The 23,449-nt window shown below is 52.0% G+C and carries 21 protein-coding genes; 11 read left to right on the top strand and 10 right to left on the bottom strand.

Going from position 1 to position 23,449, the window contains the following annotated elements; genetic code table 11:
- The first annotated feature begins 818 nt into the window (after positions 1-818).
- The 3 genes from HQ41_RS01595 (at position 819) to HQ41_RS01585 (ending at position 5,128) form a co-directional block, all read left to right on the top strand.
- Positions 819-2,609, top strand: a complete 1,791-nt coding sequence (locus tag HQ41_RS01595; RefSeq protein WP_044187016.1) for a hypothetical protein — start codon at positions 819-821, stop codon at positions 2,607-2,609.
- A 33-nt stretch (positions 2,610-2,642) separates the two neighbouring features.
- On the top strand, positions 2,643-4,091 hold the full coding sequence (locus HQ41_RS01590; protein WP_044186985.1) for a potassium/proton antiporter: 1,449 nt from the start codon (positions 2,643-2,645) through the stop codon (positions 4,089-4,091).
- 152 nt (positions 4,092-4,243) lie between these two features.
- Entirely contained in the window at positions 4,244-5,128 is an 885-nt protein-coding gene (locus HQ41_RS01585) for a 4-hydroxy-3-methylbut-2-enyl diphosphate reductase (protein WP_044186983.1), read from the top strand.
- Here HQ41_RS01585 and HQ41_RS01580 read toward each other — a convergent pair.
- Positions 5,125-5,343: a hypothetical protein gene (locus tag HQ41_RS01580; RefSeq protein ID WP_044232055.1), complete on the bottom strand. Its 219-nt coding sequence runs from the start codon at positions 5,341-5,343 to the stop codon at positions 5,125-5,127. The two genes, HQ41_RS01585 and HQ41_RS01580, sit on opposite strands and share 4 nt — an antisense overlap.
- Positions 5,344-5,512: 169 nt before the next feature.
- Positions 5,513-6,241 (bottom strand): carbonic anhydrase family protein, encoded by a 729-nt coding sequence (locus HQ41_RS01575; RefSeq protein WP_044186979.1) that lies wholly within the window; start codon positions 6,239-6,241, stop codon positions 5,513-5,515.
- Positions 6,242-7,267: 1,026 nt separating this feature from the next.
- Here HQ41_RS01575 and HQ41_RS01565 point away from each other — a divergent pair.
- The 8 genes from HQ41_RS01565 to HQ41_RS01530 all read left to right on the top strand — a co-directional run bounded on the left by HQ41_RS01565 (position 7,268) and on the right by HQ41_RS01530 (position 15,452).
- The gene (locus HQ41_RS01565; RefSeq protein WP_044186975.1) at positions 7,268-8,293 is read left to right on the top strand and encodes a glycosyltransferase; all 1,026 of its coding nucleotides are present in this window, start codon (positions 7,268-7,270) and stop codon (positions 8,291-8,293) included.
- Positions 8,294-8,343: 50 nt separating this feature from the next.
- Positions 8,344-10,200, top strand: a complete 1,857-nt coding sequence (locus tag HQ41_RS01560; RefSeq protein WP_044186972.1) for a DNA polymerase III subunit gamma/tau — start codon at positions 8,344-8,346, stop codon at positions 10,198-10,200.
- A 2-nt stretch (positions 10,201-10,202) separates the two neighbouring features.
- Entirely contained in the window at positions 10,203-10,979 is a 777-nt protein-coding gene (locus HQ41_RS01555) for a YaaA family protein (protein ID WP_044186969.1), read from the top strand.
- Positions 10,980-10,999: 20 nt separating this feature from the next.
- The gene (gene mltG / locus HQ41_RS01550; protein WP_052405218.1) at positions 11,000-12,106 is read left to right on the top strand and encodes an endolytic transglycosylase MltG; all 1,107 of its coding nucleotides are present in this window, start codon (positions 11,000-11,002) and stop codon (positions 12,104-12,106) included.
- Positions 12,107-12,311: 205 nt separating this feature from the next.
- The gene (locus HQ41_RS01545) at positions 12,312-13,349 is read left to right on the top strand and encodes a glycosyltransferase (RefSeq protein WP_161780567.1); all 1,038 of its coding nucleotides are present in this window, start codon (positions 12,312-12,314) and stop codon (positions 13,347-13,349) included.
- A gap of 20 nt (positions 13,350-13,369) precedes the next feature.
- Positions 13,370-14,125 carry a ThiF family adenylyltransferase gene (locus tag HQ41_RS01540; protein ID WP_044186965.1) on the top strand — a complete coding sequence of 252 codons (756 nt, stop codon included), beginning with the start codon at positions 13,370-13,372 and terminating at the stop codon, positions 14,123-14,125.
- Positions 14,103-14,780 carry an ABC transporter ATP-binding protein gene (locus HQ41_RS01535; protein WP_369794208.1) on the top strand — a complete coding sequence of 226 codons (678 nt, stop codon included), beginning with the start codon at positions 14,103-14,105 and terminating at the stop codon, positions 14,778-14,780. The genes HQ41_RS01540 and HQ41_RS01535 overlap by 23 nt, the downstream gene beginning before the upstream one ends.
- A 39-nt stretch (positions 14,781-14,819) precedes the next feature.
- Positions 14,820-15,452 carry a helix-hairpin-helix domain-containing protein gene (locus HQ41_RS01530; protein ID WP_044186963.1) on the top strand — a complete coding sequence of 211 codons (633 nt, stop codon included), beginning with the start codon at positions 14,820-14,822 and terminating at the stop codon, positions 15,450-15,452.
- An 87-nt stretch (positions 15,453-15,539) separates the two neighbouring features.
- On the opposite strand, the gene polA is transcribed toward HQ41_RS01530, so the two are convergent.
- The 8 genes from polA to cmr6 all read right to left on the bottom strand — a co-directional run bounded on the left by polA (position 15,540) and on the right by cmr6 (position 23,313).
- Complete coding sequence (gene polA / locus HQ41_RS01525) at positions 15,540-18,332, bottom strand: DNA polymerase I (RefSeq protein WP_044186961.1); 2,793 nt, start codon at positions 18,330-18,332, stop codon at positions 15,540-15,542.
- 47 nt (positions 18,333-18,379) lie between these two features.
- On the bottom strand, positions 18,380-18,703 hold the full coding sequence (locus HQ41_RS01520; RefSeq protein WP_044186958.1) for a YbjQ family protein: 324 nt from the start codon (positions 18,701-18,703) through the stop codon (positions 18,380-18,382).
- 61 nt (positions 18,704-18,764) lie between these two features.
- Entirely contained in the window at positions 18,765-18,995 is a 231-nt protein-coding gene (locus HQ41_RS09230) for a hypothetical protein (RefSeq protein WP_052405217.1), read from the bottom strand.
- On the bottom strand, positions 18,996-19,706 hold the full coding sequence (locus HQ41_RS01515) for a DNA/RNA non-specific endonuclease (RefSeq protein WP_052405216.1): 711 nt from the start codon (positions 19,704-19,706) through the stop codon (positions 18,996-18,998).
- Positions 19,707-19,859: 153 nt separating this feature from the next.
- A complete protein-coding gene (locus HQ41_RS01510; RefSeq protein WP_052405215.1) occupies positions 19,860-20,495 on the bottom strand; it encodes an OmpH family outer membrane protein in 636 nt (211 codons plus the stop codon).
- Between the two features lie 51 nt (positions 20,496-20,546).
- On the bottom strand, positions 20,547-20,768 hold the full coding sequence (locus tag HQ41_RS01505) for a hypothetical protein (protein ID WP_044186955.1): 222 nt from the start codon (positions 20,766-20,768) through the stop codon (positions 20,547-20,549).
- 921 nt (positions 20,769-21,689) lie between these two features.
- On the bottom strand, positions 21,690-22,790 hold the full coding sequence (cas6, locus tag HQ41_RS01500) for a CRISPR system precrRNA processing endoribonuclease RAMP protein Cas6 (RefSeq protein ID WP_044186952.1): 1,101 nt from the start codon (positions 22,788-22,790) through the stop codon (positions 21,690-21,692).
- Positions 22,791-22,854: 64 nt separating this feature from the next.
- Positions 22,855-23,313 (bottom strand): type III-B CRISPR module RAMP protein Cmr6, encoded by a 459-nt coding sequence (gene cmr6 / locus HQ41_RS01495; protein WP_052405214.1) that lies wholly within the window; start codon positions 23,311-23,313, stop codon positions 22,855-22,857.
- Between the last annotated feature and the right edge of the window lie 136 nt (positions 23,314-23,449).

Here is a 23,449-nt window from a genome sequence, read left to right as displayed (position 1 = left end):
TAATAACTAACCACAAAAGTAACACATATCCCTAGGACTAGGGTTCACACATACGGAGGCTCATCTCGGCAAGCGTGCCAATAGCAAATTTTTACACTTCTCGATTACATTTGGGCTCCTAGCTAATCCACCCCTGCTCCACGGTTATCAAATCCTCAAACCGCTTATTTGGGGCCTAGCAGGCCTTAGATTGCGTCCGACCTCGTTTACGCACCTCGCTTCGACCGAACAGGAATAACCGTCTAAAACACGGGGTTCACAAGGGACTATAAAAGAGCCATATATAGAACCTATTACTCATTCTCAATGGGACTACATGGTACTTGGGGGCATTTCTTCCCATCAATCTTTTGGGATTGGTGGGTACACCGTAGTGGATTAATCCTCCAATCCTCAAAAATCTCCCCATCAATTTACTGTGCGCACTCCATTGTTCTTTACAAACCACAGCCCTATTACCCCAAAACACTGAATATATCCTTTACACTCCTTAACTAAAAAGTAGAGGAATGGCCTCTCATCACCGTCATCTGGGTCTAGTGACGAAAGAGAGGATCAGCCAGCCTAAGACGATCGTATGCGCAGTTATCCTCTCAGGACTGCAAGGCTCCGAGGACAGAGTCACGATAGCTCATTGGGGGGAGAGGCACAAGCAAGGTCTACTCCTCATCAACATTGGAGGCAGTGCCTCGAGCCAAATCTTGGAGCAAGCAGTGGGGATATCAAAGTGGTGCAGAAGCATAAGAAATTCGGTGAGGATTTTGTATTTTTGTAACTTTCGGTTAGATATGTATCCTTTCGGACTAAAAACTCAACGTATGCGACATAACCTCCTGACAGCCCTAGGGTGCCTCTTGGCTCTACTTGGCAGCTTCAGCGTCCTCTCGGCCCGAGAGCGAGTGGTACACCTCATCGACTTTGGCGTCAAGCCACAAGCTGGCTACTCCAATACCGCCCCTCTCAACCAAGCTATCGCAGAGCTTGCTCGTACCACTAGCCCCAGCGATACCCTTACGCTAGTATTTGCTCCCGGAGTGTACGAGTTCGCCAAAGATGGTGCTCCTGTGGCTACCTACCATATCTCCAACCACGACCATGCCCCCCTGAGATCAATAGGCATCAACCTCAAGCAGCTACACAACGTGCGCCTAGAGGGTATGGGAGCCGAGTTCCTATTCCTAGACCGAATGCTCCCGATCGCTGTCGTAGAGAGTAGCAACATAGAGCTGCGCAACTTCCGCATCGACTTCCGACACCCCCAGCTCTCACATGTACGAGTGGAGGAGAATAGAGGCGAAGGCGGCTTGGTACTGGCCCCAATCTGCTCGGCGCAGTGGCGACTGACAGGCGAGGGGGAGCTAGAGTTCTACGGCCGTGACTGGAGCAACCGCCCATACGTAGCGATAGCTTTCGACGGAGCTACTAAGCGTATTCTCTACCGTACGGCAGACATTGACCTCTCGACCAAGGGGAGCCGTCTACTAGACGAGGGGCGTATCTTGGCTCCCAATTTTCGGGACGAACGCCTCAAAGCAGGCACAGTCCTAGCCCTACGCACCTACGAGCGCCCCAATCCCGGGATATTCCTCTCGGACAATACGGACGTCCGCCTAGAGAACATCAACATACACTATGCAGACGGCATGGGTCTTCTAGCTCAAAACACGCACAACGTCAGTCTAGATGACTTCAGCGTTCGCCTCAGAGGCGACTCCGATCCACGCTATGCCACGACGCAAGCCGATGCCACGCACTTCTCTGGTTGTAGCGGTCATATAGACGTGCGCCGTGGGCTCTTCGAGGGCATGATGGACGATGCGATCAATGTGCACGGCGTCTACCTCAAGCTCATCAAGCGTGTGGACAACTACACCGTCGAGGGGCAATATATGCACAATCAGGCTTGGGGCATGGACTGGGGCAAGGCAGGCGACTCGATACAGTTTGTCGCTAGCTCTACCTTCGAGGTCGTAGGGCAGGGCAATACGCTCATCGCCATCGAGCCCGTAGACACGCCTACACTAGCAGGGGCTAAGGTGCTGCGTTTGCGCTTCGCCAACAAACTGCCACGACAGCTCAACCCAAGCAATAGCATCGGCATCGAGAACCTACGCAAGACCCCGAGTGTCACCTTCGCCGACAATACGATCCGTCACAACCGAGCTCGTGGCACACTCCTCAACACGCCCAAGCCTATCAAGGTAGAGTACAACGTATTCGATCATATCTCAGGCTCCGCAATCCTCGTGAGTAGCGACTGCAATCAGTGGTTCGAGTCTGGCCAGACAAAGTATTTACATATCCGAGGCAACCTATTCCTCGACGTCTTGACAAGTGTTTTTCAGTTTACCGAAGCTGCTATCTCGCTCTTCCCCGTGATCCCTCAACTCGAGAAGCAGCGTCAGCCCTTCTACGGTGACGGCAAGAATGGCATCACCATCGAGGACAATGTATTCATGACCTTCGATGAGCCGCTCCTCTTTGCACAGAGCGTAGATGGCATACTCTGGAGGCGCAATCGTGTGATCCAGACGGATAGCTACCCCAAGTTTCACTGGAATCAAGAGCCTTTCATACTCAAAGGCTCACGAGGCTTCGTCAAGGAATAAGCTACCTATCTACTCGTATTAAGCAGATTATAGATGATATCAACAGACCTATTGCTCCTCGTAGGGGCAGTGCTGATGCTTGCCGGCATCTTGGCTGGTAAGGTCGGCACTCGCCTAGGCGTACCAGCCCTACTCGTCTTCCTCATCACAGGAATGATCTTCGGTAGCTCTGGACTAGGGCTTGAGTATAGCGACACGAGCAAGACCCAATTCCTCGGGACTGTCGCCCTAGCCGTTATTCTCTTCTTCGGGGGCTTCGAGACAAGGATTGGGGATATTCGCCCAGTGCTTGGCCCGGGGATTATGCTCTCCACTGTGGGGGTTTTGCTCACGACTTTCTTCTTCGGGGGCTTTCTCTATTGGCTCGGCACGTTCAACTTCTTTACCATTCATCTGAGCTTCCCTATTGCTCTACTTCTAGCAGCCACGATGTCGAGTACCGACTCAGCCTCGGTCTTCGGCCTTCTGCGTGCTCGCAATATGCACCTCAAGGAGGGGCTCCGCCCGATCCTAGAGCTAGAGAGTGGTAGCAACGACCCAATGGCGTATATGCTCACCATCGCCCTGATCCAGTACGTCACGGGCGAGGGCGAGGGCTCTTGGGCCAGCATCGTCTCTACGTTTGCACTTCAATTCAGCGTGGGGGCTGGGCTCGGCTATCTGCTCGGCAGGGTGACGACACTCTTCCTCAACAAGATCAACATCGACAATGCAGCCCTCTACCCCATTACCCTACTCTGTGCTATCTTCTTGACCTACTCGCTCACGGCACTGTTCCAAGGCAATGGCTATCTGGCTGTGTACATCATGGGGGTAGTGGTCGGGAACAACCGTTTGGTACACAAGAAGAGTATCGAAACCTTCTTCGACGGTATGACTTGGCTACTACAAATCGCCCTATTCATCGTCCTTGGGCTATTCGTCGATGCCAAAGATCTAATCCCAGTGGCGCCATTCGCTCTGCTCTCTGGGCTATTTATGATCTTTTTTGCTCGTCCTCTAGCCGTACATCTGAGCTTGAGTGTATTCCCACGCATCAGTCTCAAGGGGCGGTCATTCCTTGCTTGGGTGGGCTTGCGTGGTGCCGTACCAATCATCTTCGCCACCTTCCCGATGATGAACAACATCGAAGGGGCGAATACGCTCTTCAACATCGTCTTCTTCATCACCCTACTCTCGCTCCTCATACAGGGCAGTACGCTCCCGATCGTAGCCAAATGGCTCGGGTTGGACGAGGAGGTCAAGAAGAAAGTCAGCTTATTCGGCGTAGAAATCCCGCAGCATACGGGGACTTCTATGGAGGAGCGCAAGGTAACGCCTGCCATGCTAGACGAGGGCAATAGGCTCATGGATCTAAACCTCAAAGAGGAGGAGCTGGTAATCCTCGTACGCCGAGGCGAAAACTACTTCGTCCCCAAAGGCAAGCTAGAGATACACTCTGGCGACATACTGCTCATCGTATCCGAGAGCTCCAGCAACTAATCCGAAGCCCAGCCCAAGAAAACAGATCGGCTCCGACCCACATCGCAATGCGAGAGGTCGGAGCCGATTTTTCATACCCTCGAATGAACAAACACACCCCTAAACGCTTTAATTAACGTACGGTATAGTAACTCAAGATAAGACTCAAAGATATGACACCAACCATAGAGATCGACCAGCAGAGTGGCTTCTGCTTCGGAGTGATCAATGCGATCAAACATGCAGAGCGAGAGCTCGCCTCCGATGCCAAGGAGCTATACTGCCTCGGCGACATTGTACACAACGACCAAGAAGTGGAGCGTCTACAAACCAAAGGTATGCAGACCATCGACTACGAGGGGCTCAAGCAGCTCTCGGGCAAGCGTGTCCTCTTCCGAGCACATGGCGAGCCTCCACAAGTCTACTCGTGGGCCAAGGAACGCAACATCGAGCTTGTGGACGCAACTTGCCCCGTAGTCGTGCGCCTACAGAAGCAAATCCTCAAGAAATACACAGAGATCAAACCTCTAGATGGGCAGATCGTCATCTATGGCAAGAAGGGGCATGCCGAGGTAAATGGCCTAGTAGGTCAGACCAACGGAGAGGCGATAGTGATACAGACGGCTGAGGATATTGAGGCAGTAGACTTCGGTCGGCCTGTGGCGCTATTCTCACAAACAACGCAGTCGCTCTCGGGCTTCCACGAGCTAATCGAGACGCTCAGAGATCGTATGCAGCCGGGGATCCGCTTCGACTATCAGGATACAATCTGCCGACAAGTGTCCAATCGAATGCCACACATCAAGGAGTTTGCATCGCAGCACGAGCTCATCTTCTTCGTCGCTGGCCCCAAGAGCTCCAACGGCAAAGTGCTCTATGCACACTGCCGACAGAGCAACGAGCGTACCATCTTCGTATCCTCGGCCAACGAGGTAACCAGAGAGATGCTAGAGCCCATGCCCAAGACAATCGGAATCTGTGGAGCAACCTCTACCCCCAAGTGGCAAATGGAAGAAGTAGCCGCCCGCATCAAATCCCTACTAGACATACAAGACTAGTCGAGCGAGGCCAAGAAGGAGCGAAACTCCTCCTTATACTGCTCTGCATGGCAGCTACCTCCCTCTATATCACAAGCCTCGGCCTTGACCTCCAAACGGAGCGTAGGTGCCGGGGCTTGGTCTATGAGGACGACACGCCCCTCGGTCACTTTGTCGAGGTAGTAGGCCGTGTGCTTGATGAACTCCTGACGAGTAATACTGATTTCAATAGCCATACATAAGATGATTTGCTTGATCAAAGACAAAAGTAGCAACGAAAAGCAGATGAAATAGCAAAGGCGACGTACCAAGACTTGCATCTCGACACACCGCCCAGCCAATAGGTTTAAGGTAGATATGAGATGTATTTGAGTAAGCAAATCCTACCCCGTGGCCTATCTGGAGCTACAAAAAGTGGACACGCCCCGTAGACATCTCGTAGACAGCACCACAGATCTTGATTTTATCTTCCTCCTCTAGCTTCTTGAGGATCGGGCTATCTCTGCGGATCTCATCGATCGTCTGGCGCACATGCTCCACAACTACGGCATTGGCAAACTCCTTGTTGCTATAGGTGCGCTCACCCGTGTAGTTGGTCGCCTGCACCGAGGGTTTGATTTCGCCCATCAAAGAGGTAATATTGCCTAGCTCTACTCCCTTGATCGCAGCCTTGACAGCTCCACAGTCCTGATGCCCGAGGACAAGGATCAGCTTGGCGCCAGATACCTCGCAGGCATACTCCATACTGGCAAGCATATGTTCGTCTACAACGTTACCCGCCACACGACCCACGAAGAGGTCACCAATACCTTTGTCGAAAATATACTCCACTGGCACTCGACTGTCCATGCATGAGAGAATAAAGGCCTCGGGGAACTGCCCCTCTAGGCCCGCCATGGCTTGCGCATTGAGATCTCGAGATAGAGGTTTGCCTGCCAAATAGCGCGTATTACCGTCTTGAAGCCCTGTCAGTACAGCATCGGGCGTCAGCCCTTGCTGTATATCTTGGGTGATAATCTGGCCGATACGCTCCTCGGACGGAGCTGCCGATACGTCTGTCTTAGGTTGCTCGGCTGGATTGTTGCAGGCTACCAATAGCATTCCTACAGCCAAAAGCGAGATGATTGTCTTCATAATGTTTGCTGTTAATGGTGAATAAGATAACTTAACTTATATACTTCATCTTTTTGGTTACTCCAATTTTACCTTTCTCCCTAGTATATCGAACAATACGCACTCATCTGCAAAAATAGTTCTTTTATTTAATTAACATTCTTATTGGCTCCGATTTTAGATTTTAGCTCAGTTTTCGGGATATTGATGGGAAAGCCGACTCGCCATGAGCGCAAACACCGTAGACCTCGTATTTGGGCCCTAAAGAGCTCTACACGGCGCTCGACTTCATTTGGGCTCCTCTACTCAGGCAGATGAAAATACCCACCTAAAATCGCACAAATATAAACACCTAATAACCAGCGCAATAAAAAGACCTCTAGGATAGCTCCATGCGCTAGCAAAGCCTTTTTGAGATTTTCCTCCCATCAATCTTACGAGATTAGTGGACACATCACAGAAGATTGATCCACCAATCCTCAGAAATCTTCCAATCAATTTTGCACAGAGGTCTCACTTCACTCTACAAATGCTGCCTCACTGCTCAAAATTTGCGAGCAAATTCTTAACACTCCTTAACTCTAAAGTTATAAAATCGTACTCCAAAGATTTAACCCAAATGTAGGGACATTGATACTAGACCGACCGCGAAACAAGATGGATACCCCCAACTCCAAGGGAGCATACTCCCATAGGTCACAAAGCATGGCAGCGAATTATCTTCTTGGTGCTCCTTACACACAGGATATACTGGCCTTCTGCCCTTATGCTTTGAATGATTATCCCTAACTTTGTCCGAACAGAGCAATATTATGTCTTTTAAAATTTGGTTTGTAATTGATTAAAGAGGTAAATACGATGAGTAAATCTGTTCAACACGTGGCTTTTTTTCATCAAGAACTCTCTCTTGGGGGCTCCGAAATGGTCACTATGAGAACTATTCAATATTTAGCCAAACATGGTGTTACGTCGACTATATTCACTTATAATTGGAAAGAGGAAGAATGGAGCTTTGAAGGGCAGGAATAGGTTTGTTCTATTTTAGTCTTGCCTGATAATGAAAATAAGTCGTATACTAATGATAATGGTATTGCTCTTGTAGCAGAACTACAGTCTAGGCGGATTGAGATGCTCGTATTTGTTTCTTGGCTTGATAAAAGGTATGCTCGACTTGTAAGGGAAAGTGTAAACTGTAAAATTGCTTTTTGGCTCCATTCACAACCTTTCTGGGAGGTTAAGCGGACGTATCTCAGGGAAAAAGCTTTAGCAAAGGAAAAATGGAGCTATTTCTTTCGGTTTTATGCCTATTCATATTGGCGCAACTACGTAGGTAAAAGATTCCTGAGGGGAATGCAAAATAGCTACAAGGAAGATATTCAGCTTGTGGATTATGTGATTGTACTTTGCCCTGAATTCAAGCAAGAACTCACTAGATCTCTCGTGCTGTCTGCAGAGGAGCAAAATAAGATTAAGCCTGTGGTTAATACGATTGTATTAAATCCTACTCCTATTTTGCATAAAAAGCAGGAAATTGCATATTTAGGCAGGTTGAGTAGAGATGATAAACAACTCCACAAATTATTAGCCGTTTGGTCTCTAGTACACAAACAACTATCAGGATGGAGTTTACATATCTATGGGTCTGGATCCGATGAAAAACGGCTCAAGAAAATAGTTGAACAAAAACACTTGGATAGAGTGACTTTTCATGGGTACAAGCGGAATACCCAAGAGGTTTACGATCGGACTTCTATTGTTTGTCTCACTTCATTTTTTGAAGGCTGGCCTATGGTACTAATTGAAGCTCAGAATAATGGCTGTATTCCGGTATCTTTTAATAATGGTTTTGGTGTCCAATCAATCATTGGAAAGGATTCTAAAAATGGCATTCTTGTTCCTCAAGATGACGTACTGGCATTCTCGAATGCTTTGCTGAGGCTCTGTTCAAATCAAGAACTGAGAACAGAGTTGCAGAATAATGTGCTGAAAAAAAGGTTAGACTATGTTCCCTCTGTAAATGAAGAGACTTGGAATAAAATTCTTGGTAAGTCTACAGATAGAGAAGAACTGTAGATGTTTAATAGCTTCCAACCTAGTTTCGCCCTTAGATTTTTCTATCTTTCATGTCGGGAAATTATATTGTATCGGCTCGCAAGTATCGCCCAGATAGCTTCGCTACGATTGTAGGGCAGGAGGCCATGTCAGCCACCCTGCGCACGGCCGTGCTCTCGGGTAAGACTGCCCATGCGTACCTCTTCTGCGGTCCTCGTGGTGTCGGCAAGACAACCGCTGCGCGCGTCCTAGCTAAGACTATTAACTGTACCAACCTAAGTGCTGAGGGGGAGGCGTGCAATCAATGTGAGAGCTGTCGTGCTTTCGAGGAGCAACGCTCGTTCAATATCTTTGAGCTTGATGCAGCCTCCAACAATAGCGTTGAGGACATTCGTACCCTCACGGAGCAGGTCGCTATGCCACCAGCTCTCGGACGCTACAAGGTGTACATCATCGACGAGGTACACATGCTCTCTCAAGCTGCCTTCAATGCCTTCCTCAAGACCCTAGAAGAGCCACCGAGCTATGCGATATTCATCTTGGCCACGACGGAGAAGCACAAAATTCTCCCTACGATCCTATCACGTTGCCAGATTTACGACTTCCGGCGCATCACAGTCCTAGACATTACTCAGCACCTGCGCTATGTGGCTACAAGCGAAGGGATCGACGCCGAGGAGGCAGCCTTAGGCCTGATTGCTGAGAAAGCCGATGGGGGTATGCGTGATGCACTCTCCATGTTCGACCGCATTGCGAGCTTCTCCGCTGGGCACATCACTTATGCCAACGCCCTAGAGAGCCTCAACGTACTAGACCATACGGCATATAGACAGATACTTGAGCATATCTTACATGGGGACTATCGAAGCCTACTCGTAGCGCTAGACCAACTACTAGCACGAGGCTTCGACGGGCAAATCATTCTATCTGGCCTAGCCAACTTCTTGCGGGACCTATTGGTCGCCCAGCACCCCGAGACGCTCCCCCTCCTTGAGAAGCCTGCCAGCGTGGCTGAGCTATACCAAGAGTTAGCCTCTCGTACGCCCATATCAGGCCTACATCAAGGGCTCAAAGTACTCGTACAAGCAGATCAGCAGTATCGATCAGCCACAAATAAGCGACTACTCGTAGAGCTCAGCCTGCTTAACCTAATCGGTCTATTCCGATCGCCCGAGGCGCAAGCAGCCCCCTCGCCCCAAGCACAACAACAAACAGGCTCGCAACCTCAACAGCAGGGCTCTAGCCCTAGTGCACAGCCCAATACCAACACTTCGGCCAATAGCCACAAGCCTCAGCCACAAACAGCTGGGCCTAGTACGCTGTCAAATGCAGGCGTGACCACTCCTCCACCTGTACGCCCACAGGTAGCGGTACAGCCAGCCTCGATACCCAACCGGCAAGAAGCAACCCCTACGCCGATGTCTCAGCCTATAGTCGTGGCAGCTGATGAAGAGATTCGTGAGGGCAGACAGCGCTTTCGTGGGCTAAAATCTCGGTCGCAGAGGACCCAAAACCCAACCTCCACGGAACTACATGAGGAGGAGATCTCGGCCCGTGAGGGCTTCGATGAAGTTATGCTCCAGAGGGCGTGGATGGAGTTTGTCAATAAGGAATTGGAGGAAGACAAGGTTATCTGTCGTAACATCATGCAGCAGGAACTACCTCGCCTAGTAGAGCCACATATTGCAGAGGTTGCTATCGTGGACTCGTCTGCCGTTATGGAACCGATCCAGAGGGAGCTCCCACGCATACAAGCCTATCTGCGCAGGGCGCTACGCCACGGAGGGATAGAGGTGCGTGTACGTGCCAAGGCCGAGGGAGAGCAAACCTTCCTCCCAACAACATCACAAGACCGATACGAACATCTCAAGAAGCTCAACCCAAGCCTTGAGCAACTTCGTGACACCCTCAAGCTACGCCTACTCTAGCCATGATCAGCATCATCTCTCCTGCCAAAACTTTTGCCAGCAAAATCAAGAAGGGAGCTTACAGCCCTGAGCCCACACAGCCTCAGTTCATAGAAGCAAGTCGCCCCATCGTAGAGGCAACACTTGCGCTGGATAAGGAATACATGGCCAAGCAGTTTGGCCTCAGCCCCAAGAAAGCAGACGAAGCCTATCGGGACTGGCGAGCATTCATCTCAAGCACGACTCAAGACCAGCCAACGCTACAGCTCTACTCGGGTATGGTCTTCAAGAAGATTGACGCTGCGAGCTTCTCCGAGTCTGACTGGCTTTGGGCAAACGAGCATCTGCTTGTCTGCTCGTTCGTCTACGGGCTACTCCTACCGACTGACGGCATCAGAGCCTATCGCATGGAAGGTACAGCCAACTTGGCATGGGATAGAGAGGAAAGCGTCTTCGAGTATTGGCGAGATAAACTAACGCCGCTGCTCATCAGCCGTGTACAAGCCTCGGGAGGTATCCTATTTTACTTGGCTAGTGAGGAGATGAAGCAGCTCTTTCACTGGGCAGAGGTTGAGCGCAGCGTTCGGGTAATTAGCCCGCGCTTCCTAACTAGAGAGCCCTCTGGTGGCCTCAAGCAAATCGTTATCTACACCAAGATGGCACGAGGAGCTATGGCACGTCACATCATACAGAATAGGATAGAGGATCCAAAGCAGCTCAGAGCTTTCTCTCCCGAGGGATTTAGCTTCTCGAGCGAACTATCGCAGGGGAACGAATGGGGTTATGTTTTGGAGCAGTAATCCTCAAAAACACAAAGGTTATGACGAAAAAGATTAGTGTAGCAACCTATCAAAGGCTCAATGGCAGTAGCTATAGCAGAGGGCAGCGTGGAGGCAAGAGATCGTACAAGTGGCTCTGGGCGCTTCTATTGGTAGTCTTAATTGCTTTGGTAGGCCTTGGCTACTGGGCGTACCGTCTATACAAAGCCCCCGTGGGCAGGCACACCGAAGTTGTCTACCTCCTCATTGACCGAGAGGATAGCCCCGAGCAGGTACGCCAGCAGATCCACAAAAAGATTTGGCCCACACGCCCCAATGTCTTCGACTTCTTTTGGTCTTGGCGCAAGGTAGACGAACATTTGCGCACAGGCCGCTATGCTGTACCACCAGAGGTGACGACGGACGAACTCATGAGCATTCTCATATCGGGCAATCAAGCTCCCGTTAGCTTGCCTCTACTTGGCATACGCACGGAGGCAGAGCTCGTCAAGCAGCTAGATAAGCACCTTATGCTCGACTCAGCAGAGCTTGTAGGGTTCTTCGAGGATAGCGTAGCACTAGCTAGGCAAGGCATGAATCGAGAGCAGGCTCGTAGCCTATTCCTCGCCCAGCACTATACGCTAGAGTGGGATATTAGTCTGCCAGCATTGGTAGATACAATCCTGCATCAGTACCGAGGCTTCTGGACGGCAAAGCGCATCGCTCAAGCCGATAGCCTAGGGCTCAGCCAGAGCGATGCATCGGCTCTAGCAGCGATCCTCGAGGAGGAATCGAGCAAACAAGATGAATATAGCCGCATAGCAGGGCTATACATCAATCGCCTACGCAAGGGCATGCCCCTGCAGAGCGACCCGACGATTAAGTTCGCCCTTGGAGATTTCTCGCTTAGGCGTATTCTATACGAGCACTTAGAGGTCGCTTCGCCTTACAATACATATCGCAATGTAGGACTAACGCCGGGCCCAATACGGCTGGTTCGCCCAAGCAGTTTGGACGCCGTGCTGCAAGCTGAGCAGCACAATTATCTCTACATGGTAGCCAAAGAAGACTTCTCTGGCTACCACAATTTCGCAACCGACTACGCAACGCACCTACGCAACGCTCGCCTCTACCAACAAGAGCTCAACAGACGTGGCATCAAGAAATAAACAGTAACGACAATAAGATATGAGCTATAACGGACTAAAAGTCGCCTTTCTCCACCCTCGCCTAGAAGGAGGTGGGGCTGAGCGAGTTTCTCTCACTACAGCAAGATTATTTAGTAAATGGGGGATCCATTCGACGTTCATTGGGTCGAAGCACAACCCCAATGAGTTCGTCCTACCAGAGGGGTTCAATGCCGAGATTTATTGTTTGCCAAACCAAGAAACATTTTACACAGAAGACAATAAGGCTGCGCTTATAGACTATTTGGCGGAGCAAAATATCCGTATCGCCTTTGCGTGTTATATGGAGGGCCAGTTCTTTGAGGATTGGAGGAAGTATAGCTCATGTAAATTGGTTTATTGGAATCACAGTAAACCCTTTTGGGAAATGAGCTACAGACTTGAGCTAGGGGAGCTACAAGCCAAATACTCCATCAAGAAATGGATTGAGTGGAACCTGCTCGGCTATAAAGGCAAGACTCGTAATTCGGAGCAGTATCAACGGCTCAAGGAGGAGCACCTGAGAGATATTCACCTATTTGACAAATACATTGTATTGTGCCCTGAATATAAAGCAGAAATAGCCAAGGCCTTATCTCTCACGGAGGAAGAAAAAAGGAAGGTGATTTCAATGACTAATACCATAGAGATTGAAGCAGCCCCAAATCTCAATAAGCGAAAGGAAATTGTCTATGTCGGTCGCCTATCATTAGCTCCCAAAAGATTTGATCGCTTGCTCAATGTTTGGAGAGAGATTCAAGATAAATTACCCGATTGGGAGTTGAAATTCTATGGTGCTGGCCCAGACGAATGGATCTTTCACAAGCTTGTAAGAAAATATAGGCTTAAGAGAATACACTTGTGTGGCTATGAAACAGACCTCAAGCGTATCTATAACGACGCTGCAATTATTTGTATGACATCCTCATTCGAGGGCTGGCCGATGGTATTGGTCGAGGCTCAAAGTAGCGGAGTAGTCCCTATTTCATTTGATTGTTGTGCTGGTGTTGAGTCTATCATTGGTGCATCTCAGTGTGCAGGTCGATTGGTCAAGCCTTTTGACCTCAAAGCCTATGCTGATACGTTGCTAGAACTTTGTCAGAATGACACGTTGCGCCATAATCTCCAGCAGGCTTGTTTAACTAAGAGGTTAGACTATGCTCCAGATATAAACGATGACCGTTGGAAGAAACTTTTTGATGAGCTCCTGATATCTGATAATTGCCATGAGAATTCAGGCAAATAAAATGACAAGTATCGAAAAATATGACCGAGAGGACAGACTGGAAGGAGAGGACTAAGCTGCTGTGGGGAGCAGAGCGTGTGGAGGAGCTGGGACGAGCCCATGTACTTGTCGTAGGTCTGGGAGGCGTTGGTGGCTATGCTGCCGAGATGCTTGCACGCGCTGGTATTGGCCGTATGACCATTGTGGACGCAGATATCGTTCAGCCCTCCAACATCAACCGACAGCTGGCGGCTCTGCATAGCACGATAGGTCGCTCTAAGGCCTCTGTCCTTGCCGAGAGGCTTAGAGATATCAATCCAGAGATTGAGCTCGAGATCGTGGAGGAGTTCCTCAAGGACGAGAACATGGTGACGCTACTTGATTGTCATCGCTACGACTTCGTCATCGATGCTATCGATTCGCTTAGCCCTAAGGTCTATCTCATCGCCCTAAGCAAGCAGCGAGGTTTGCCCATTGTGAGCTCTATGGGAGCAGGTGCTAAGAGTGACCCTAGTGCGGTTCAAGTGGCCGACATCAACAGAAGCTACAACTGTTCGCTCGCCCGTGCTCTTCGCAAACGCTTGCGCAAGCTAGACATCAAGAATGGCATTCCGGTGGTTTTCTCCAGCGAGCTACCCGACGAAGAGGCAGTCGTGGAGATCAGCGGAGAGCGATGCAAGCGCTCAACTGCTGGCACGGCCGCATATATGCCCGCTATCTTCGGGTGCCACCTATCCGCCTATGTGCTCAAACACATTCAAGTACCCTCAGCCAATGAAAATCATTCAAGCCACTAATATCCGCAAGCGCTTCGGCTCTCTAGAGGTACTCAGAGGGGTTGATTTGGAGGTCTACAAAGGAGAGATCGTATCTATCGTCGGGCCTAGCGGAGCAGGCAAGACTACGCTTCTACAGATCCTAGGTACTCTGGCCGATGCCGACGCAGATAGCCAGCTTATCATCACAGACAAGGAGGTAAGCAAGCTCAGCTCTCGGGCTACGGCAGAGCTACGCAATAGCTCGATCGGATTCGTTTTCCAGAGCCACCAGCTACTCCCAGAGTTTACCGCTCTAGAGAATGTAATGATCCCTGCGATGATTGCGGGGAAGAGTCGCCGAGAAGCACGTGAGCGGGCTGGTAAACTACTAAACCAAATGGGGCTAAGCGAACGTGCCGGACACAAACCCAGTCAGATGTCGGGCGGGGAGAGCCAGCGTGTCGCCGTAGCTCGTGCGCTGATGAACGAGCCAGCCGTCATCTTTGCGGACGAACCCTCGGGTAGTCTCGACACACACAACAAAGAAGCTCTGCATCAGCTCTTCTTCGACCTTAGAGCAGAGCTTGGGCAGACCTTCGTCATCGTCACACACGATATAGAGCTAGCCAAACGAGCCGACCGTACGATCTACCTCAAAGACGGTAAGATCGAGCGGATCGAAGTTAATAACTAGGGCATCCGATGCCTCTACACCTAGAATCTAATACTTGCTATGGGGCGTTACTTCTTTTTCATCGGGCGAGCCGAGCGCATTGTGCTGATTGTTCTGCTACTCTTGATTTCTTCGGGAGCGGTCTTGCTCTCCTTGACTTCGAGAGGTCAGAGCCAAATGTCGGCACTAGCATCGCCTGCCGATACGATCTACCGACCAGACCACTACGTTGGCCCTCCTGCTCATTTGAGAAACTCGTCAGCGCCTAAGTTCAGACAGCGCCAAATACTAGATCTCAATACTGTAGACTCGCTTACGCTGATCAGAGTACCCGGCATAGGCCCTGCTTTCTCGCATCGCATCTTGGCGCTTAGGCGTCAGCTCGGGGGCTACTACACCGTCCTGCAGCTACAAGAGGTGTATGGTATGGACGAGGACAAATTCCTTAGCCTAAAGGGGTGGTTCCGTATTGGTCGCTCGCCACGTACCTACCGCTTGGATTCGCTCATCTCGGGCGATATTCCCCGTCATCCTTATTTGAGCTATACGCAAGTCAAGTCGCTCAATCGGCTCATCAGTCGCCACGGGCGGATTATGCGCTGGAGTACCTTGATGCGTGACCCTGCTTTCTCCAGAGATGATAGCATTCGCCTAAGCCCTTACTTCATCGAGGCTCCTAAATCGCTCCAATAGCCCCATTGGTAATCATACAGCAAGGCCTAACCTCTATAATCGTTTGAGAGGTTAGGCCTTTTTTATGTTGACGAAGGAAGTCTATCTCTAATGCGCTTCGAGCCAACTACCGCCCTCGCCAACCTCCACGACTAGAGGGACGGCTAGAGTAGTGAGGGCGGATTGCATCGTCTGTCTGACGAGCTGACGCATCTCTGCTAGCTCGCTCTTGGGGACGTTGAAGTTCAGTTCGTCATGCACTTGCAGGATCATACGGCTCTTCAGCCCTCGGCGCCTAATCTCCGCATATAGGCGTATCATGGCTATTTTGATGATGTCGGCAGCCGTACCTTGCAGCGGAGCATTGATGGCGTTGCGCTCGGCATAGCCACGCACTACGGCATTGGCACTCGTGATGTCGGGCAGGTAGCGCCGCCTACCTAGGAGCGTGGTAACATAGCCCTGAGCCTTAGCCTGCTCAATCACTCTGTCCATATAGGCCTTCACTCCCGGGTAGGAAGCGAAATAGCCGTCGATAAGCGCTTTGGCCTCGCCTCGTCCGATGTTTAGACGCTCGGCTAGCCCAAAAGCGCTGATGCCGTAGATAATCCCAAAATTGGCAGTCTTAGCTCCACGTCTCTGCTCCGCAGTTACCTGCTCGAGAGGGAGGCCGTGTATCTTGGCGGCTGTGGCTTGGTGAATGTCGTGCCCTTGGCGGAATGCCTCGATGAGCCCTTCGTCGGCACTGATATGAGCCATGAGGCGAAGCTCAATCTGCGAATAGTCTGCACTAAGGAAGACCGAATCCTCGTCATGAGGGACGAAGGCTGCACGAATGGCCCGACCCTCGGCAGTACGAATAGGAATGTTCTGGATATTGGGGTTGCTACTAGAGAGCCTGCCCGTAGCTGCGACGGTTTGGTTGAAGCTCGAGTGTAGCCTACCGTCTGGATAGACTAGATCGGGCAAGGCGTCCACGTATGTAGAGAGTAGCTTCTTGAGCCCTCGATAGTCGAGAATGCGTGCCACAATTGGGTGACGATTGCGGAGCTTCTCCAACACTTCTTCACTAGTCGTGTAGCCTCCTGTTTTCGTCTTCTTGGGCTTCTCCACGATTTTGAGCTCGTCGAAGAGCAACTCGCCCACCTGCTTGGCACTATTGACGTTGAACTCACGCCCTGCCAGCTCAAAGATCTCTGCCTCTACTGCCGTGAGCTTGGCGTGTAGCTCCGACGACTTCTCAGCCAGCACACCTCGATCGAGCCGAACGCCCTCACGCTCCATCGACGCAAGCACTGGGATTAGTGGCATCTCTAGCTCGTTCATCAGAGCCGTCTGCTCACGCTCTGCCAGCATAGGCTCGAAGTAGCGATACAGCCGATAGGTCAGTGCTGCATCTTCGGCTGCGTAGTAGGCCAAGCGATCCAGCTCCACGGCTCTAAGGTTGGGCTTCTTGGGGTTCTGCGGCTTGATCATCTCCTCAAAGCTCATCGGTTGTAGACCGAGATAACGCTCGCTAAGCTCGTCCAAGCCATGGCGCATATCGGGGAAGAGGAGGTAATGCGCCACCATGGTGTCGAAGAGCGGCAGACTAATCTCCACGCCATAGCTCATGAGTACCTGCAAGTCGTACTTGATGTTTTGCCCGATCTTGAGCACTCGGTCGCTACCCAATACCCTACGCAGGGGTTGGAGCAGTGCTAGTGTCTGCTCTCGATCCTCGGGGAAGAGTAAGAAATAAGCCTCTCGATCGCCTAGGGCGAAGCTCGCTGCTACGAGCTCCGCCTCGAGTGGATCCAGACCCGTAGTTTCCGTATCAAGTGCTATGTAGCCCAGCTGCATGGCTCGCTCTGCCATAGCCTCTATCTCCTCGACAGAGGTCAGGTGGTGGATATCCAGCTCCAAGGCCTTGGAGAGTGCCCCCTCGGCAGAGGGTGAGGGGTTCGTCCCTGCACTGTAATCAAAAGCAAATAGATCCCCCATCTCGGCGTCTGCCACCTCCTGCGCAGGCTCTGGGGCAGACTGCTCGAGCTTGCTGGCGAGTTTGTTGAGTAGAGTCCGGAACTCCAGCTCCGTATAGAGTGCACGGAGTGCCTCGGCATCTATGGGTTGGCGAGCGAAATCGTGCTCGTGCCACACTATGGGGACGGCAGTATGTATCGTAGCGAGCTCACGAGTCATGAGGGTAGAGTCTTTGCCAGCCTCGAGGTATTCACGAGTTTTGCCTTTGACCCGATCAATATGCTCGTAGATCCCCTCGATACTCCCAAACTCGGCAAGCAACTTCTGGGCGGTCTTCTCGCCAATGCGTGGGCAGCCGGGCAGATTGTCAGCCGAGTCGCCCACCAAGCCTAGGTAGTCGATGACTTGCTTGGTCTGGCTAAGCCCAAACTTCTCTACGATCTCTCGCTCGCCCCACACCTCATAGCCACCGCCACTCATTGGCCGATACATCGAGATATGTGGCGAGACGAGCTGGCCGTAGTCCTTGTCGGGCGTTACCATCAGCACCTCTAGACCAGCCTGCTCGGCTTGTACGGCAAGTGTCCCGATCACGTCGTCGGCTTCGTAGCCCTCCACCTCCAAGATCGGTATGCGGTAGGCCTCTAGTAGACGCTTGATGTAGGGTACAGCGAGGCGAATACCCTCGGGCGTCTCGTCACGCTGTGCCTTGTAGGCCTCGTAAGCCTCGTGGCGGAATGTTCCCCCGGGAGGGTCGAATGCCACGGCAATGAGGTCTGGCTGCTCCTTGTCCAAGATCTCGTCCAGCATCAATGCGAAGCCAAAGATTGCACTCGTATTGCGCCCTTGGCTGTCTATGCGTGGGCTGCGTATGAATGCATAGTAGGCTCTGAAGATCAGAGCGTATGCATCTAGGAAGAATATGCGTTTGCGTGACATTGTCGATCTGTCTAATTCTATTACTACCGCCTTCTCCTCTAGCCTGCCTAGCGACGGACACGCACGGCCGTTCCCGAGCAGGTAACCATCAGCATACTACCTTGGCCACCAACGGCGGAGTAGCTGAAGCTGATGGCGATGACGGCATTAGCTCCGAGCATCTCGGCACGCTGTACCATCTCTCTCTGGGCGGTTTCTTGTGCCTCCTTGACGACACGCTCGTAGGAGCCGGAGCGTCCGCCGATGAAGTCACGGATCGAGGCAGCAATATCTTTGAGGAAGTTAGCTCCGATGATGGTCTCTCCTAGTACCACGCCATAGTATTGCTCTATGTCGTACCCTTGTAGTGTATGGGTTGTAGTCTGTAGCATAGTCTGATGTTTTTGATAAGTTCTCAAACAAAGTTACACCAATTCGCCCAATCCATACCGCTTATCTCCACCAGATGCGCCTCGCTTCCCTACCGTTGGGGTCTTCCGCCTCTACATGCTGTGCCACAGAAGTGGGCAGTCTGTAGAATAGATTGAGCCCCGTGCGCCGCTCTAGTTCGTCTACGGAGATTGCTAGATCTCGCAGATTACCCTCCCCCTTGGCATAGCTGCGATGCTCTGTCCAGAAGGCAATGCTGTGGTACTCGTCGCCTTTTTGGAGCAGTAGCGCCATCTAGTAGTAGCGGGGTATGACGATTTGCCCCCTTAGGCGGTGCTCCTCGATTTGGTCGTCACGGATCGTCCCCCCCTTGGCCACATAGAGCACATCGTGCAGACGCTCATCACGTCCCCAGCTCTGTACCTTCTTCTCTAGGCGCACCCATACGCCACCGTTGTGCTCTTGTAGCTGAGGGCTGATATTGCTGTAGTAGAAAGTCTGCTCGTTGGCCTCTTGGGCGAAGGTGCGATCCTCGGAGGCGACTAGATGGCCTCTACTATAACCCGAGCGAGCGAACCAATTGTCCGTGCTGTACTCCTTGGGGAGTTTAGGATCCCAGCCCCAAGCGTCCGAGCGCTTGACCCGATTGGGCGCACTTGCGCGATCGAAGCTAAAAGCGACCCAACGGGCGTGTCGCCTCTGGGTATCGTACTCTAGTGAGTAATTGACCTGCCCCTCGGCATAGTGCGTCACGAAATAGTTGTGCGCTCCACCCGAGAGCTGCGGTAGCTCTAGCAGGGTCGTATCGCCGAGGATAACTTCGCCCGTAGGGACGGCTATCGATGGCTCCTGCGTCCGATGGCTCGATGCCTGCGCGTGGGCTTGCCGCTCTTGCTTGCCCTGTATCGTGTAGGCCTGCCAGCCGACGATGGCGACGAGGACAAGCAGCGCCAGCCAAGGGGCTCTAGAGCCTAGTGTCGTTTTCTTCTGCTTTTTTCTATTCATTGACTTTGTGGGATTTGCTCCTAGAGCACCGAAATCTCTAGGAACTCAAAAGGCGGTGCACCGAAATTTGCATTTCGGCATACCGCCTTTTGAGGTTGATCGTCCTGAGATAGACTCCGTAGGTCTATACTCAACCGATTATCTCGCCCAACCTTACTTAGACTTCTTGGCTACAGAGTCGGCCGAGGCCTGAGCCATCTCTGGCTTGTAGGCAGCATTGAGGTGCTGGATAAAGGCGTCCGTGATGTCCATGCTTTCGTCCGCATAGAGTACACCCGAGTTGATCAGCACGAGCTTGTAGCGACCGTCTTGGTTGAAGATCTTGATCTGAGCCTGAATTTCCTTGAGAATATCCTCTTGCATCAGCTGACCCTTCATGGCGAGCTCTTGGCCTAGCTTGAGCTCTAGGTTCTGCACTTCCTGCTGCATACCGATGACCTTGGCTTGCTCTTTCTGTGCCGCCTCCTCCGAGATGAAGGCGTTGATCTGCGCACGACGCTGGAAGTCCTCGGCGGCCTTCTGGAATGCTGCGGCACGACCCTGCAAGCGAGTGCGGTGGCCGTCTGCGTCCTTGGCTAGAGTGGCTTGTACATCTTGGGCATACTTGTACTGCGAGAGTACAGAGTCCATACGCACATAGGCGATAGGGAGCTGAGCCTCCTCGGTAGCCGATGCTACCACAGTAGTAGCACTCTGTGTTTGCTTGCCTTGCTGGCAAGAGGCCAGTGTAAGCAGGGCTGCACAGCCTAGTAGGGCTGCACCTGAGTGTAGAAAATTCTTCTTAATCATATATGTGATCTTAATTTAATTATGCTCGATTGATGGTTAGGCATCTAGGGGCTACTCCTTGGCGGCTTCGTCTAGACGCTCCTGCAGGGTGCGGTGCGCACGCTTCTGCTTGTCTTGAGAGGTATGACAAGAGATCCCCCGATCCTGCATAGCCTTCTGCCCCCCAACGTGTGTGTTTGGGAAACGCCCGTCTTTGAGCAGGATAATCTTGATGCAGAGTAGCAGAATGGCCACACCCACCAAGACGAGTGATGCAATAAGCAATAGCTTCATCTTACGTAATGTCCTATTTAACAAGGAGCAAAGGTAAGACTTTTTCGCCACTAACGCCCTTTGCGTCAAGGCAACTATTTCACTTGGCACCTTGCCACTCCTCTCGGCCCATGAGGGCTACCTTGATTAACAGAAATTCACATACCTCAAGCACACTTTGAGCTCGCAGCGAGCTCGCCCGATCTCTGCAACTCTCGTAGGCGAACTGCGTATTTGCCCCTAGGAGGCTCCAGATTGCGTCCGACCTCATTTTGGCACTTAGTCCCAGCCAAGGGGAAATACCCCTCTCAAAAACCGAAATCGCAAATCGCTAACAATCAATCACATAAAAACAAACTTGATGCAGTTTTGGGGACTCGTGTCATATTTTTCGACATTTCTTCCCATCAATCCCTTCAGATTGGTGGACACTCTGCGGAGGATTAGCCCACTAATCCACAAAGATGTTCCCATCAATCTTCTGCTACCGCACCGAGCATCTTTAGAATTGCTGCCTCATTCAATAAAATTTCTAACCAACGCTTTTACATCTCTTAACCAAAAAGATGACAAACCCACCCCAAAAATCGTATGGCTAAGCCACAACTGATCGACCATTCGAGATCACGGCCTTGCAATCCCCCTCGGGCGGAACGAAAGGGCACAATACAACTAGAGCCGTGCGAAAACGCTCCGCACGGCTCTAGTCATTTCGCCAATCCTATAGACTGTATTTGTATAGATACGTCAAATTCCTGTTAGCAATAACAGATTTGTGATACCGTCTTGATAATCCTATAGACTGTATTTGTATAGATACTTATTCAAGATGGGGATGCACAACTAACTCCAAGAGAGTCTTGATAATCCTATAGACTGTATTTGTATAGATACGTCGTATGGAGATACTACGATCTCTTTCGAGATCCTGTCTTGATAATCCTATAGACTGTCGCTGTGTAGGATGGGGATGCCCCGCTTGTTGCAGAAGCTGAGGACTCCGCTACTGAGCGAGGGGGCTTCGCCCACGAGGCGCAGCTCACGGATGTCTGTGGCTAGGTGGCGGCTGACGAGCTGGCTCCCACGGCGGATCACAAGGTCTAGACGCTGAAGCCCTAGCCTTAGCCCCTCGCCCTGCACCACGAGACAGCCCTCCTCATCGAGGACGCTCGAGGGGTTCGGGCTCGGCTGAGCTGAGGCATCCGTTCCCCAAGCGAGGATCTGCCCATTGCCCGAGACCGTGTGCGTGCCGATATGCACCCAGTGAGCCACAGAGAGCATCAGGGCGGCCACAGGGTCGTAGGGCGTGCGGTAGTGCAGCTGCCCCAAGATACCCGACATATCGTACTGCCGATGCGCCTTGATCGTGGGGCTCTGCGGTAGGCTCACCTCCGAAAGCACTAGGTCATTGCGCTCGGCGAAGACGAAGGGGGCGACCGACTCGCCCTCGGGGGCTAGGCACTGCGTGTAGAGCTCGTAGAGGCGACGGGAGATGCGGTTTAGGAGGCGAGACAGAGGGATCTCTGCCGAGAGGAGTTGGTCGAGCCGCAGCGTCGTGGGTGTAAGGAAGCGCACGCTCAGCCCCTCGCACCACTCGGGGGCTTGCCGCCAGAAGAAGTCCACATCGAGCCTCGCATCCTCCGCCTTGAGGCCGCTCTCGTAGCTACCCGTCTTGGGGCTCAGCAGCTGGTAGCTGTGGTAGCTTAGCCCATGCTCCTGCATGAAGTTATACCCCTGCCAATCAGGCAGGAAGGCCACAAAGTCCTCCACGAGCCTTGCCTCCCGTGCCACGATCGTGATGTAGAGGTCGAGCGGCTCTCGACGGGCAAGGCCTCGGCGGGTAGGCCTATCGGCTCGCACCACAAGGCGAGAGGCCGAGGTATGCTGCCGCCCGTCCGCCCCCGTCTGTGGTTCGGGCTTGAAGAGCTCGGTGTAGAGATGGGCAAAGTGAGGGCTATTCATCAGCGCATTGCCTAGGGCGAAGCGAGGCAGGAAGTACCACTTCCCCCCAAAGGCGACCTCCCGCTCAGCCACGAAGCGCACCCGCAGGTGTTAGGCGGTGAAGCCCTCGAGGAAGCGAGGTAGTCCCTCGAGGCCTGCCCTCGGCTTATCTTTGGAAGCGTCCATAGCCTACATTCGTCTTAGCCCCTAGCCCGAGGGCGAGGATAATCTCCTCGAATAGCTCGCGCTTATCCTCTGCCCCAAAGCTCTCTTGATTCCGCAAGATAAAGCGAAACTGATAGGTTACCCCGGGGTTGACCCTAAGGAAGCGCACGGGATTAGGCTCCTTGAGGGGGCTCGGGTAATGCGTGATGTAGTCCTCGCCGAAGAGCCCCTGTCCCGAAACCTCAACAGGAATGGCGTCGAGGAAAATATCCCGCTCGTAGATCGACTGCCCCTTGCCCTCGAAGACCGCCTTAATGAAGTTCTCGGCATTCCACCCTGACCAAGGCTTATCCGTATCTGCCCCCTCGAGGAACCCCCATTCTTCGATCGCAGACCTCAGTACTCCCTTGATTGACGAGCCGGGAATGACGGGCAGCCCCGAGCTGTAGTCGAAGTACATCCCGAGCTGAGACTATTGCGCAATGCGCCGCTCAAAGGTTCTTGTATCTTTCTCGGTGTTTTTTGCGTGTTTGAGCGGCTTGGGGAGCCTTGAATACTATCCCCCTATGCCCATCCCCGAGGGATATTTCCCTCAG

The sequence above is a fragment of the Porphyromonas sp. COT-290 OH860 genome (assembly GCF_000768935.1).
Taxonomy (GTDB): domain Bacteria; phylum Bacteroidota; class Bacteroidia; order Bacteroidales; family Porphyromonadaceae; genus Porphyromonas.
The sequence above is the reverse complement of the archived record's forward strand: the minus strand, read 5'-3'. Positions and strand labels throughout refer to the sequence as shown.

Coding starts and splice junctions, on each gene's coding strand:
- HQ41_RS01595 (WP_044187016.1), top strand. CDS start 819: ATGCGACATAACCTCCTGACAGCCCTAGGGTGCCTCTTGGCTCTACTT.
- HQ41_RS01560 (WP_044186972.1), top strand. CDS start 8,344: ATGTCGGGAAATTATATTGTATCGGCTCGCAAGTATCGCCCAGATAGC.
- HQ41_RS01590 (WP_044186985.1), top strand. CDS start 2,643: ATGATATCAACAGACCTATTGCTCCTCGTAGGGGCAGTGCTGATGCTT.
- HQ41_RS01575 (WP_044186979.1), bottom strand. CDS start 6,241: ATGAAGACAATCATCTCGCTTTTGGCTGTAGGAATGCTATTGGTAGCC.
- HQ41_RS01510 (WP_052405215.1), bottom strand. CDS start 20,495: ATGATTAAGAAGAATTTTCTACACTCAGGTGCAGCCCTACTAGGCTGT.
- HQ41_RS01530 (WP_044186963.1), top strand. CDS start 14,820: ATGGGGCGTTACTTCTTTTTCATCGGGCGAGCCGAGCGCATTGTGCTG.
- mltG (WP_052405218.1), top strand. CDS start 11,000: ATGACGAAAAAGATTAGTGTAGCAACCTATCAAAGGCTCAATGGCAGT.
- cmr6 (WP_052405214.1), bottom strand. CDS start 23,313: ATGTACTTCGACTACAGCTCGGGGCTGCCCGTCATTCCCGGCTCGTCA.
- HQ41_RS01505 (WP_044186955.1), bottom strand. CDS start 20,768: ATGAAGCTATTGCTTATTGCATCACTCGTCTTGGTGGGTGTGGCCATT.
- HQ41_RS01540 (WP_044186965.1), top strand. CDS start 13,370: ATGACCGAGAGGACAGACTGGAAGGAGAGGACTAAGCTGCTGTGGGGA.
- HQ41_RS01520 (WP_044186958.1), bottom strand. CDS start 18,703: ATGCTACAGACTACAACCCATACACTACAAGGGTACGACATAGAGCAA.
- HQ41_RS09230 (WP_052405217.1), bottom strand. CDS start 18,995: ATGGCGCTACTGCTCCAAAAAGGCGACGAGTACCACAGCATTGCCTTC.
- HQ41_RS01580 (WP_044232055.1), bottom strand. CDS start 5,343: ATGGCTATTGAAATCAGTATTACTCGTCAGGAGTTCATCAAGCACACG.
- HQ41_RS01535 (WP_369794208.1), top strand. CDS start 14,103: ATGAAAATCATTCAAGCCACTAATATCCGCAAGCGCTTCGGCTCTCTA.
- HQ41_RS01515 (WP_052405216.1), bottom strand. CDS start 19,706: ATGAATAGAAAAAAGCAGAAGAAAACGACACTAGGCTCTAGAGCCCCT.
- HQ41_RS01555 (WP_044186969.1), top strand. CDS start 10,203: ATGATCAGCATCATCTCTCCTGCCAAAACTTTTGCCAGCAAAATCAAG.
- polA (WP_044186961.1), bottom strand. CDS start 18,332: ATGTCACGCAAACGCATATTCTTCCTAGATGCATACGCTCTGATCTTC.
- HQ41_RS01585 (WP_044186983.1), top strand. CDS start 4,244: ATGACACCAACCATAGAGATCGACCAGCAGAGTGGCTTCTGCTTCGGA.